Source organism: Candidatus Binatia bacterium (assembly GCA_029248525.1).
Lineage (GTDB): Bacteria > Desulfobacterota > Binatia > UBA12015 > UBA12015 > UBA12015.
Genome location: JAQWJE010000055.1, coordinates 1 through 12,326, shown reverse-complemented (window position 1 = coordinate 12,326; position 12,326 = coordinate 1). Strand labels below are relative to the sequence as shown.

The 12,326-nt window shown below is 60.1% G+C and carries 8 protein-coding genes; 5 read left to right on the top strand and 3 right to left on the bottom strand.

Features of this window, described 5'->3' with window-relative positions:
- Nucleotides 1-991: 991 nt before the first annotated feature.
- A complete protein-coding gene (locus tag P8K07_17950) occupies nucleotides 992-2,518 on the top strand; it encodes an arylsulfatase (GenBank protein MDG1960408.1) in 1,527 nt (508 codons plus the stop codon).
- Nucleotides 2,519-2,647: 129 nt separating this feature from the next.
- Nucleotides 2,648-4,060 (top strand): phospholipase D family protein, encoded by a 1,413-nt coding sequence (locus tag P8K07_17945; GenBank protein MDG1960407.1) that lies wholly within the window; start codon nucleotides 2,648-2,650, stop codon nucleotides 4,058-4,060.
- A gap of 147 nt (nucleotides 4,061-4,207) precedes the next feature.
- Here the strand turns inward: P8K07_17945 and P8K07_17940 are convergent, their stop codons facing one another.
- Both P8K07_17940 and P8K07_17935 read right to left on the bottom strand, forming a co-directional pair.
- Complete coding sequence (locus P8K07_17940) at nucleotides 4,208-4,651, bottom strand: phytanoyl-CoA dioxygenase family protein (protein MDG1960406.1); 444 nt, start codon at nucleotides 4,649-4,651, stop codon at nucleotides 4,208-4,210.
- A gap of 238 nt (nucleotides 4,652-4,889) precedes the next feature.
- Nucleotides 4,890-5,294 carry a VOC family protein gene (locus P8K07_17935; protein ID MDG1960405.1) on the bottom strand — a complete coding sequence of 135 codons (405 nt, stop codon included), beginning with the start codon at nucleotides 5,292-5,294 and terminating at the stop codon, nucleotides 4,890-4,892.
- A 385-nt stretch (nucleotides 5,295-5,679) separates the two neighbouring features.
- Between P8K07_17935 and P8K07_17930 the strand changes: the two genes are divergently transcribed.
- The 3 genes from P8K07_17930 (at nucleotide 5,680) to P8K07_17920 (ending at nucleotide 10,175) form a co-directional block, all read left to right on the top strand.
- Nucleotides 5,680-5,850: a hypothetical protein gene (locus P8K07_17930; protein MDG1960404.1), complete on the top strand. Its 171-nt coding sequence runs from the start codon at nucleotides 5,680-5,682 to the stop codon at nucleotides 5,848-5,850.
- A gap of 88 nt (nucleotides 5,851-5,938) precedes the next feature.
- Nucleotides 5,939-8,755 carry a peptidoglycan DD-metalloendopeptidase family protein gene (locus P8K07_17925; GenBank protein ID MDG1960403.1) on the top strand — a complete coding sequence of 939 codons (2,817 nt, stop codon included), beginning with the start codon at nucleotides 5,939-5,941 and terminating at the stop codon, nucleotides 8,753-8,755.
- 400 nt (nucleotides 8,756-9,155) lie between these two features.
- A complete protein-coding gene (locus P8K07_17920) occupies nucleotides 9,156-10,175 on the top strand; it encodes a hypothetical protein (protein MDG1960402.1) in 1,020 nt (339 codons plus the stop codon).
- A gap of 231 nt (nucleotides 10,176-10,406) precedes the next feature.
- Here the strand turns inward: P8K07_17920 and P8K07_17915 are convergent, their stop codons facing one another.
- A complete protein-coding gene (locus P8K07_17915) occupies nucleotides 10,407-11,714 on the bottom strand; it encodes a hypothetical protein (protein ID MDG1960401.1) in 1,308 nt (435 codons plus the stop codon).
- Nucleotides 11,715-12,326: the final 612 nt, after the last annotated feature.

The window sequence follows — 12,326 nt, the reverse complement described above, 5'->3', positions numbered from 1 at the left end:
TTTGTCGAGTGCGACGGCACCGCGCATTTGTTCATTGACGCTGGACCAAATTCGGGGTGGTGGTAAGCATCCTCCGAACTCTTGGAGCGTGGCTGAGGACGACGACCCTTACTACTAGACAGTTTGGAAGCCTCCCAGCTCCTCTGGGGCGCCCAGTTTCCTCTCTTCGCCCGACCCCGATTCATTTTTGATTTTTTTAAAAAATCAGAACCCGATCTGAGCGAAGGGGGGGGTGTTCGCAAGCGGTTTTGATTCGCGGTCTGAGCAGCGAAAGCATCCCTGTGAATGGCCCCTGGTGGAAGACCGAAGCATCGAAGGCCCATGCCGGTGGGCTTCTTTTCGGGGGCAAACGGAAACGCACCTGCGCTAGCCCGACGAAGGGGGCGACCGGGCGCAGGGATCGCAGCGCAAATGGGGTGGCGATATTTCTGCTCAATTTTCAGCGGGAGTACAATCGACCCCCAGCGCACCCGAGGGCAAAGCGGCAACATTTCATCCAGCCCAGCCAGCCCGAATCCGAGATTGCCGCCCAGCGGCTCTGCCACGGGCGGGAAGGCGATTTAGCGACTGCTTGTGGCAGGATTCGGCTTGACGAATAGAGCGTCGCTTGGGCAAAAAGGGCCTTCATGTTTCCTACCGTCCGAAAAGCATCGTGGGCCCTGTCCAAAGTTACCCCATTAACTATGTGGGGGGTGTGTTTACTGGGGTAACTTTCGACGTCGGATAGTGCCACGGCCAGCGGCTTCGCCGCGGGCGGGTAGGGCGGCGGAAGCCTCCCCGAGGGCAGGTTTGGGGTTGACGGTTAGAAGTGGCCTGGGCCAAAAAGGGTCTTGATGTCGGCTACCGTCCGCAGCGAGAAGATGAGGTGGTCCCCCATCTGAGCTGGACAGGCTATAAGCCGAGTCCAGAGGGAGAAATCAGATGGAGAGGGAAGTCCAGAGTGCGCTATCAGATTGACCAGGTGTTTCGTTGTGGGATTGCATTCTGTTGCGTGATCTTGGCTGTCGGCTGTACCGAATCACGCCAGCCCCCCAACATCGTTCTTATTCTTGCGGACGATCTCGGGTATGGCGACGTCGGTGCGTACAATCCCGAGTCGAAGATCCCAACGCCGCACATAGACACACTCGCCTCTGAGGGGATTCGGTTCATCGACGCACACTCCCCGTCATCCGTGTGCACTCCGACGCGCTACGGTGTGCTTACCGGGCGATATGCCTGGCGCACTCCACTGAAGACCATGGGCCTCTATGAGTGGGACCGGCCACTGATCCAGGAAGACCGGCTCACGATGCCTCATCTGCTGCGGAGCAAAGGCTACCGAACCGCTTGCATCGGCAAGTGGCACCTGGGGTGGGACTGGCCGCTGAAGCCGGGGACAGTTCTCGACTTGCCGAACCTTGGCAACGGATTCATGCATCGAACCGAACAAGCGAACGCCATCGACTTCACGGAGCCGATTCGAGGTGGTCCGGTAGATCGCGGTTTCGATCTCTATTTCGGCGATGACGTTGCGAACTTCCCACCGTACGCCTTCATTGAGAACGACCGCCTACTCGCACAGCCAACCGCATTGCCGCAGGGTAGGTGGCATGGTCGTCCAGGTCCGATGGTTCCGGGTTGGGACTTCCACAGAGTGATGCCACAGATTACGCGTCGCGCCGTCCGCTTCATCGAGCAGCAGACTCCCGAGACCCGCTTTTTCCTTTATTTTTCCCTCACCGCTCCCCACTACCCGATCGTACCGCTACCGCGCTTCCGGGGCGTCAGCGACGCAGGCCGATACGGAGATTTCGTCCACGAAGTAGACTGGTCCGTGGGCGAGATCCTTGAAGCTCTCAGGCGCCGCGGCCTCGAGGAGGACACCCTGGTCTTGTTTACCAGCGACAATGGCGCAACCGGGAACGGGGCGTTCGCGAAACCGCGCTCTCTCGCCGAACGCACAGGCCACCGTGCCAATGGGCAATGGCGTGGCGTCAAGGGCGACATCTGGGAAGGCGGTCACCGTGTTCCCCTGATCGCTCGCTGGCCCGGTCGGATTCCGGAGGGGGAGATTTCCTCGCAGCTGGTCGGTCTGAACGATCTCTTCGCAACCGTCGCCGAAATCGTCGACTTCCGCGTTCCCCGGGGCGCGGGAGAGGACAGTACCAGCTTCCTTCCTCTACTATTCGAGGAGCCCGACCCCCCGGGGCTCCGAACGGAACTCGTGCTCCACTCGAGCCGCGGTGCCTTTGCGCTCCGATCCGGGAACTGGAAGCTCATCCCGGGAGAGCTCGGTTCCGGGGGGCGCTCGCCCCCAATCCGTCGGAGGCCACGCCGCGGCGAGCCTCGTGGCCAACTTTACGACCTTCGGGCCGACCCGACCGAGACCCGCAACCTGTACTACGCACACGCAGACGAGGCCGAAGCGATGCGTGCCCGTCTGCTCGAGATCATTGGCTACGAGCCGATGAGGCTTCGCCGCGGGCGGGGAGGGCGGCGGGAGCTCCCCGCGGAAGGTTTGGGACTTAACGGCTAGAGGTGGCTTGGGCCAAAAAGGGCCTTGATGTCTGCTACCGTCCAGGACGGGTCGGTGGCGTTCGAGTTTCCGGTTGCTCTCGACGGTCGGCTTGCGCTCGCGTGTGAGGGGTGAAATTCAGGGAGATCAATGGACATGAAGCGTGACGGCGAGCACATCCCCTTCGTGAGCTCGGGGGCGTATCCGATTCGATCCGGCAACACGCTGGAGCCGCTCATCGACGGAGAGCCCGCGTTTCGTCGGATCTGCGAGGCGACTGAGCAGGCGCGCCGGAGCGTGTGGGTCACCGTCGCGTTCCTTGAGCCTCGTGTTCAGATGCCCGATGGTCGGGGGACGGTGTTCGATGTGCTCGATCGCGCTCGGGCGCGGGGCATCGATGTGCGCGTGATCTTCTGGCGCTGCCCGGAGCTCGAAGAGGTCAGCCCGTCGACGCACTTCATGGGAACCGAGGCGCAGCGCGAGAGTCTGCGCACGCGGGGTTCGACGTTTCTGGCGCGGTGGGATCGGGCGACGAAGCTGTACTGCCACCACCAGAAGAGCTGGCTGATCGATGCCGGTGATCCGAGCGAAGTCGCGTTCGTCGGGGGGATCAATCTCGATCATGGCTCGGTCGTGCCGGCCGGGCACCCCCTACGTACGGGGCCCAACATGCATGCACGCGACGCCAACGTGCACGACGTGTACTCCGAACTCCGAGGCCCGTCGGCGACCGACGTCCACCACAACTTCGTCCAGCGCTGGAATGAGGCGAGCGAGCGGGTGGCGGAGGACGGCCGCTGGCATTCCGAATCAGCTGGCGCCGATCTGGAGTTCCCCGAAACGACTTCGCAGGTGGCCGGTGACGTGGTGGTGCAGATTCAACGGACGGTTCGTCGGGGGACATATCGCAATGCGGTCGCGACGCCGGGTGGAGAGCCGTTCCCGATCGAAGAGGGCGACTACAGCATCGCGGATCAATACCTCCGGGCGATCGACGCGGCGCAGCGCACGATCTACTTCGAGGATCAGGCGATCGGATCTCCGGAGGTCGTGGAACGCCTTCTCCCCGCTCTCGATCGCGGAGTCGAAGTCGTCTTTCTCGTCCCGGCCGATGCGAATACCGCCATGGTGGAGGGCCGCAAGGACGACGGGCGCAACCGGTTCTGGGAAGCCCTGACGCGGCTCGGGCAGCACGAGCGGTTCACACTCGCGGGGATCGCGACTCCCGCGGGCGATGGTGCGTACCAACACATCTACGTACACGCGAAGATCTGTCTGATCGACGACGTGTGGTGCACGATTGGATCGACGAACATCGCCAACCGCTCGTTCTATGGCGATACCGAGTTGAACGCGTCGGTGTGGCACGCTCCTACCGTGCGGGACCTGCGGTGCACACTGCTTCGTGAGCACCTGGGGTTCGACACGGCGAGCCTCGATGATCGCGCCGCGTACGAGCGCTATCGGACAACTTGCCGCGCAAACGCGGAGCGGCGAGGGCGAGGCGAGCCGATGCAGGGCATGGCCTTCTCGCTCGACCCGGCGACGTACGCGCAGTCCTAGAGGGCTAGCTCTTCTCCACCCGTCGGCGTGGCTCGACGAGGCTGTCGGTGTGGGACTTTGCGAAGCTCTCGAGGCCGCCCAGCGGCTTCGCCGCCGGGCGGGTAGGGCGGCGTAAGCCTCCCCGAGGGCAGGTTTGGGAGTTGACCGCTAGAAGTGGCCTGGGCCAAAAAGGGCCTTGATGTCGGCTACAGTCAAGTAGGGAAAGAGGTCCTCTTCGCGATGTAGAATCTGGTCGCGCGCGTCCGGGCCGACCTCGAGCGCGGCAGTGACATTAACATGGTACCTACTGCAGTTGGGCAGAAGATGACGATCGCAAAGCCGCTCGACCGCGGGATGCATCATCAACTCACGCATCGTCGGTGACCGGCTCATGAGCCCAACCGCCCGGCGAGTGTTTCCCGAGTAGAAATCCTCTGGCTCGTGCGGCACAACCGGCGCCGCGGCCATGAAATCGGCAAGCTCAGCTCGCACCGCCGCGATCCCCTCGGGCGACGCCATGTCGCGAACGACAAGGCAGCCTGCGTCCATCAGGATTGCGTACATCGCATCCGCGTCGGTATCGGCCGTGCACTCGGGAATCATCGATGACATGGGTCGTTTCCTCCACCTCAAGAGATAGCTTCATGAACCAGGCCTCGGCAACACTTTCGTCGGAAGAATTCGAGGCCGGTGGACCTAGAAGGCTTTTCGCGCCCGGCCCAGGTACCTAGCCGCAAAGTCCTCAAGAACTCGATGATTGCTTGCTGGTCCTCTTCGGACGTGGAGAGGAAACGGTCGGCCACCGCCTCCGCAGATCACCTGCATCCGCCGCCCCGCACGGCGGCCGCTCTCATGAAGTCAGTAAATCCTGCCCGAAGCACAGGACGTACCCGTTCGGATCCTCCACCTCGAACTCACGGCATTGGTGCGGTTGGTCGCACGGTTCGTAGAGGATGTTTGCACCGCGCTCCTTGAACTCTTTATGGAGTTCGTCGACATCCCGGACGTAGACGTAGGCGTCGAAGCTGCCTGAGAGGCGCGCCTTGTTCGGCCGTGCGATTGGTTCCGCTGAGGACTCCCGCTGACGCAACATGATCTGGATCTGGTCCCGTCGCACCATCACGAAAGAAGACGGGTCGCCCCAGAACCTGTCGAAGTGGAAGCCGAGCACGTCACGGTAGTAGGCGGCGCTCGCAGGCACATCATCGACGAGAAAGTAGGGATTGACCTGCGACATCTGTTCTTTGTTCGTCATCCTTGCCCCCAGCTCCTCCTGGCCCCTGAACCATAGCCCCGCGCGGGCCACCGACCGATCCGGATGGTGAACTTTCTCGAGTTCACAAAGAGAACCGTCTATCTGCATGACACACAGAACCCAACCCCCGACGCGGCGATCTCGGCCGCCCGTGCCTACCGTGAACCCATTGATCGTCGAGGGATGGGACCTCTCGACTCCTCGGGGGATTGCCTGATATCAGAAGATGGTTGCGCGACGACCCAGAGCCCCGCGACCGCATCGGAACCCTGGCCTGGAAAAGAGGGAGCAAGGAGATCGTGGTTTTGCTGACGGATTCCAAGACGACCATTCGATTCTCACGGAACTCGACGTGAGCGACTTTAAATCCAGGAGGCGCCCGGGAATGCTCTCGCTGGCGGTCTGCGTGGTGGCCGGGGCGGCGATCTCCCTCATGGCCACGACCGCCACCGCGATGGAACGCCCGCCCGCGAATCCCTTCCTCGCGGATTCCGTAAACCCCATCGGCGTTTGGGAGTTGACCGCTAGAAGTGGCCTGGGCCAAAAAGGGCCTTGATGTCGGCTACAGTCCAGCTTTTTTATGCTTCTCAATCTCCGCCAATTCGGGTAGACAATCTATGCCCCTAGCTAAGGAGAAAACCCGGATGCTCCGAATCTTGCTTGCTCTCGCCATCTTTCTTGCGGTACCCCTTCTCGCCCCCCTCAGCGCCAGCGCGGCGTGCGGCGATTTAATTCTGGACACCGCAGAGCAGTGCGACGACGGCAATTCGGAAAATGGCGACTGCTGCAGCGACGAGTGTCTCTGGGAGCCGCAGGGGCAAAGCTGCGGAGGTTCCGCTTGCTCGATCGCCGGGACCTGCAACAACGGCGCTTGCACTGACGTCGAGGACCTCTGCTCCGACGGCATCGCATGCACCATTGACCTCTGCGACCCCGCAAGCGGCGAATGCACTTTTCTCCCGAAGCACGAATTCTGCGATGACGAATTGTTCTGCAACGGGGCCGAATACTGCTCGCTTGACGATGGGTGCACTGACGGGAACCCGCCCGAATGCGCCACTTTGAACGGTGCCTGCGCCGAGTTTAGCTGCGATGAAAATCTTGACCGGTGTGAAGGAACATCTTTGTTGAGCGCCGATTGTGATGAAGACGGCGACGGAATCTCGACGCCGGAGGACTTGTGCCGCGGCACCTCTGAGAGCGCCTCCCCTGCCTTCTTCGGCTGCTCGCATGTCGACCTCCTGCGATCCCCCGGGACGCTTCTTGAGCCTGCAAATGTCGCACTTGAACGAGCTGTAAAATTAATTGGAAGCCTCGGGTTCCTGCAGTCTTTCGAAAGAAAGACTTCGAAAATCTCCAAGTTCTTCGAAAAGACCAACTCTTCGCTCGCCCTGGGAAAACCCTGCATCGGCGACCGTTTGATGAAGAGAGCCGTCGCACTGATTTACAGGATTCGAAGTCAGCTGAACGATAAGGCGCCACGCTTCGCGCGGCGCGACCTGGCGGAACCGATCGCGGGGGCTTTGCAGGACGTGAGCGACCTTGAGATGGGCAAGGCCTACCTGCGGCTCGCCGACAGCGCGCTCGCGGTCGCGCAAGACACTGCCGCGACCGCAGGCGAGCAAATGGCAGCACTCTGCGAATCCGTAGGCGCAAAGCAGAAAGGCGATGGCGTAATCCAGGAAGTAAACTCGGCGAGCGGCACCATCACCCTCGACAGCGGCCTGGTATTGACCCTCCCGGCGTCCTCCAAATCACGCAAGCGCCCGGACCTCGGACCCGGTTCAAGAATTTCCTACGAGGGATTTGGATTCAGTGACGCCGCCTTGGTCGCTACAAAAATCAGACCGGAGGCTTACGAGCCGAGAAACGAGATGCCTGCACCAATTAGCTCCGACCCGTTCGACTGCCTCGATTTACGAATCAGGCCGTTTGGCTCATCCGAAAGCTACCCTCTTTCAGCCTATCAAAATTGGGAACCGGGGAGTACATTTGTTGGAAAGCTCGTAGTGGAGACGGTAGCTGAGCTCGTTAACCAGACGCCTGTCCAATCAACATGTCCAGCCTATGACGCGGGCATCGGGACAACTAGCTGCCTCTCGGTGAGCGCCACGCTCTCTCAGCTGGCAAAGCCCAAAGCCCAACACTCGATCCCCTATCTGGGATCTGGCAGCAGCGCGTCGCTCACGGGGGTCGTCCCCGCAGGTGAGGCCGTAATGGCTCTGACCGTCACGCGAAGAGAGTGGAACAACAGTTTGGCGAATCCATGCGCTGGCGCACCGACGGACAAGCAGACAATCTACCTTCCGACCAGGGTCGAAGACTACGGAGGTTTTTGCACGTTGGACTACTCACAAACCCGCTTCGTACTTGAGGATGTAGCATTTAACGTCGGCGACAGCGTCAATTTTGATCAATTTGGGGTCAGCAGCCTGGATGGGACGACTGTCGATCCGAGATTCGGGGCAGTAACAACCGCAGCCAGGGCTGAAGGCTACCTTGTTGCGGCGCCAGGAAGCGGGTCTTCCAGTTTCCCGTCAGTTCAAACCATCAACGAGGGGAATTCCTTTGCTGTGTTTCGCAATCACGACTTCTACCCTTCGACCGACCCGGCATGCGACCCAATGTGGGACGAGATCTTTGGATTTCTCGGATCAGGCGTTCGAAAGCGCTCTGGGCTGCGATGGCCCCACGTCCTCATAGAGAACAATGGCGAGACAGCGCGCTACGCATGCAGAACTCCGGACATTCGACGAGATCTGCTGTCACTATGCGCCGCCGCAAATGACGACGCCTACTATCGACTACCTTGGTATCCAACGCACGACCCGGAGGCCTTCGACAGCCTACAGGGGTGGACCTACGGACAAGGGAACTACGACGACCCGAACTTTGGCCATGGAAGGATGATCGAAGACCAGAATGGCACGCTCATCTTGAACCCAAACCCTCTATCTGTGTTTCAAAGATTTGCTTGGGATTTCGGCGCCAATAAGGGAGCACCGATCCGCGCGGCCCGCGGCGGACGGGTGATCATGATCAACGAATCCTCGACTAAAAACGATACTAGCTGCTGGGGGGCCGACGCGAACACAGTTCCCAACAAATTCGCAACCTGCGATCCGGGAAACTATGTCTTTGTGAGGCACGAGGATCGAAGCATCGCTGTATATTGGCACATGAAGCCTGAAGGCGTATCCGTCGACAAATGCGATGAACTCCGTCGCGGCGACGTGCTTGGGGAGGTGGGGAATACTGGCAACTCAACGGCCGACCATTTGCACTTCCATGTCCAGGACTGCGACACGTATCCGCCGGATTGCGGTCTTTCGCGTGCAGTAGTATTCAACAACCCGGCCGGACCGTGCGACATCCCGAGGTGGCTTGACCCGGACAACGAGACGCCTGAGTCCTCGAACTGCAGTTCCCCGGCTGCAGCGAGACCGTGCATCCCACAGTGAGCAAGCTGATTCTGTCGCCAGTCATCCACGCTGGCCTCGGCACATCCCGTGGTCGTAGGTGGGGTTCTTGATCCAGGCTTCGAGTTGTCTTCCGTTGTCTAATGCGGGGGATTCCGTGGAGGGATGTCGCAGGTTTCGAGTTGACGGCTAGGAGGAGCTTGGGCCCTTTTTGCCCCAACTACCGTCCTGTGCTGCCTGGCGGGAGATCGACAGGCAGAGGGATGCTTTGTTCGCACCTAAGTTCAACAAGGCCTGGCTCTCGTGGCCTGGCAGCAAAGAGCGGCCAGATGTCGTCCCGAGCCAAAAAAGAGCTTTCGCAGAGCTTCTAATGTTTGATAGTTCTTGCCCTCCTAAATTTCGCGTTGAACAATCGAAGGCCTCCGAGAAAAAAGAGAGTAGCATGTCAGCTAAATCAAGATTGCGAGGGCTCCTCGTTGGAGCAGTTTTTCTTGTGGTGCTGGTCGCGCTTCCGGCCGTTGCGGGCGCGCGTGCGAGCGACGAGGCGAAATGCCTGAAACGTCGACTCAGCTTCTTCGCCACGGCGATTCGAAACCAGGCCTCGTGCCACGGCAAAGCAGCGCTGCGCGATGCTCAAGTGGACGAAGCCTGTCTCGATCGGGCGGTGGAGCGGCTCGTGGCCTCGTGGGCAAAGAATGACCGGAAATCCGCATGTGCCTACGAGTCGCCTTCCATTCTCGCCGACCTCGAGCATCGAGTTGATGAAGCCGTCCATGGTTTCATTGGTGATTCCAGTGTGGGGTTCACGCTGGAGACTGCGCAGCCGCCCATGGTGCTTGTGGATCTGCGGGTGGTCTCGTCGAATATTTGGAAGTCCGGTCGAGCCGGGTACGATCTGTCGACGAATCAGGAGATCGGAGACCCTCTGATTTCCTTGCCGGGAATCGCCCGCTATCTGGCATCTGCCGTAGCGGCGGGCGGTGGAGTTCCTTCCTGGATCGGTCTTCAGGAGGTCTACGATACGACGGCGCCTGGTGGGGCCGTCCCGGTCGTCGACTATCTCGCGGGGCAGGTCGGGGCCGGTTGGTTGGCGACCTTCCAACCTTTGCATAGCCCAAATTCTGGCGGGACCTTCGGCAACGCGGTCTTGACGAATCTTACGCCCTTGAAATCTGAGTTCTGGGAGTTCGCACACGATCCCAATAATGTTTCAAATTACGGCGACGAGCAGCGCGGAGCGGTGGCGAACAAGGTTTCGGTGGGGGGTGAGCAGTTGTGGCTCATCAATGTCCACCTCGAACCGTACAACGGGTTTGCAACTCCCCAAATGTTTCAATTGATGGGGTTGATCAAGCGCCTGGATCCGACGGTCCCAGTTGTGGTGGTGGGCGATTTCCGCCCAGCGGCTCTGCCACGGGCGGGAAGGCGATTTAGCGACTGCTTGTGGCAGGATTCGGCTTGACGAATAGAGCGTCGCTTGGGCAAAAAGGGCCTTCATGTTTCCTACCGTCCCGCCCTTCTGCCTTCAGGGCTTTCGGCCCGCCCGTCTTTCAAGCCGGGTCGGGCCTACCTGGTGGGGTTCCGGCAACGACCGCTCCCGGAAAAGCGACGAGCCGCCCAGAGTTCCCTCGGGGCGGCTCGCTTTGCTTTGCCCCAACGGGCGAGGCAGGATGGTTCCGAGAAGCGAACCAACTCAATTCCAAGGCACCCCGTCCCAGCTGTCCACAGGGTTGCCGACGGGCTTTGGCTGAATTTGGGATTGCGACGTCCCTCTCTGCCAGGTTCCACCGATGATCGAGCTTGCCCATGCCTGGGTCCGGTTGTGGCTGCCAGCGCTGATGGCAGCGAACTCGCCACCCCGACAGACCCCGCCGTAGCGGCATTCCCCATCGCTGACGCAGGACTTGCCAATCGTGATGTCACCACCTTCGCAATGACCTGAGGTGCGATTCAAGACGCCACCCTGAATAGCTGAATAGTCAGCGAAAGAGTTGTTTTCGCTGCCCGCTGTGACGGTCGCGGCCCACGCGGTGGCTGTATTGTTCTCCCCCCCGGCAACGACCGCGAAGTGCCCGATCTTGCAGACAGAGTTATCGCTGCATTCGCTGTCCTTCTGGCAGGCATTGCCGACTTTCCAATCGGAAGAGTATGCCCCACCACCATTTGTCTCGACGCAAATACCGCCCGCCGTGTTCGATTTGCCACCGCTGACAACAGTACCCTCGGCGTTGGCCGTGTTGTCGGCGCCGCCACTGGTTGTAGCGTAGCTGGCCGACGCAACGTTATGACGGCCACCGGATGCGGTGGTCCAGATTGCCGAGGCCTCGTTCATCAGCCCCGAAGTGACCGTTGCATATTGACCATCTGCCGTATTGTAGGTGCCTCCGGTGATCGTTGCGCCCAGACCGGAGGCAACATTGAAGGTTCCCAGAGCAACCGTCCGTGCGCCGGTGACGCGATTGAATGCGCCGGCCACAATGCCGGAGTGGCTGGAGTATTCGTGCCCCTCGCCAACGACCAGGTTGTGCGATCCGGATTTACTGCTGGACGCACCTTCATCATATCCGACAATCAAGTTCCCGAGGCCGGAAAACGATTTGGCAAGGTCTTCATCTGTCGCTTCTGCACCGCTGACCACCTGGACGTTCACGCCCGTAAAGCGAAGTGTTTCGCGGCCATTATCGAGAGAGCCGTCTTTGTCGACGCGATCCATCGATTCAAGGACCTCACGTTTCTCCCCGACCATGGCAAGATCGGCGACCGTACCGATGGAAACCTCGGAGCGCGAGCAGGCCGTCCGGAGCATGATCCGTCCGTTATTTCGCAGCCCGGTGACAGAGCGCGGGTCAGCTTTGGCGCAGAGGAAAACCTGCGGATCCGCCGGACGGATTTCGATCGCCTCTGCTCCGGCAGGTGCGGCGGGGGACAAGGCCGGCACCAGCAGGCTACCAGCGACGAGTGAGAGACTTGCGATTTTTACAATATTGTTGAACTTTTTCATGATCTTATCTCCTGCTTTTTCGATTTGGAACCGGCGGCCAATCCGCGGCTGACGATTGGGCGTGAGAAACAACGGCACGGTGTGCCATGGGAAGGCACAGGCGATTTCCGGTCAGGACTGGCAAGAACACCGGCGTCTCGCCCGGGCTGAGGATACGCCGAATGGGTCGCGAGAGGCGGCTTGAATCGCCCCCCCCCCCCCCCCGAGGCGAGTGCCAGCAAATCTGGCGTCAAATCAAGACACTCCGGAAATTCATCTCCTCTAGGTAAAAAAATATGACCCAGAGTTAATTTACTTCATGGAAATTCATGGATTCACCAAAACCCGCTTCGCACCGGTCCGAGAGGCCTTCCGCAGAGATTATGGAAGAGCGCCACGAGGTAGGGCGGCCAAGTTGCTGGAAGCGACTTACATGGCTCTTGCCTGAGCAAAATTCATCCAAAGCATGAGGCAGGCTCATAAAACTACCTCTCTCCGAGAAGTTGCAATGATGTCTCGAGGCGCTAAAATTAAAAGAACTCATGAGTAATCCGCGCTTCAAAATCTGGTCTTCCGTCGGCAAGAAACTCCTGACCGGAGTCACCGGAATCGCCCTGATCGGTTTCATTATCG

What these genes read in the sequence shown, in the direction of transcription:
- P8K07_17935 (MDG1960405.1), bottom strand. Translation starts at nt 5,294, where the DNA reads ATGACGAACAAAGAACAGATGTCGCAGGTCAATCCCTACTTTCTCGTC.
- P8K07_17945 (MDG1960407.1), top strand. Translation starts at nt 2,648, where the DNA reads ATGGACATGAAGCGTGACGGCGAGCACATCCCCTTCGTGAGCTCGGGG.
- P8K07_17915 (MDG1960401.1), bottom strand. Translation starts at nt 11,714, where the DNA reads ATGAAAAAGTTCAACAATATTGTAAAAATCGCAAGTCTCTCACTCGTC.
- P8K07_17930 (MDG1960404.1), top strand. Translation starts at nt 5,680, where the DNA reads ATGCTCTCGCTGGCGGTCTGCGTGGTGGCCGGGGCGGCGATCTCCCTC.
- P8K07_17920 (MDG1960402.1), top strand. Translation starts at nt 9,156, where the DNA reads ATGTCAGCTAAATCAAGATTGCGAGGGCTCCTCGTTGGAGCAGTTTTT.
- P8K07_17925 (MDG1960403.1), top strand. Translation starts at nt 5,939, where the DNA reads ATGCTCCGAATCTTGCTTGCTCTCGCCATCTTTCTTGCGGTACCCCTT.
- P8K07_17940 (MDG1960406.1), bottom strand. Translation starts at nt 4,651, where the DNA reads ATGTCATCGATGATTCCCGAGTGCACGGCCGATACCGACGCGGATGCG.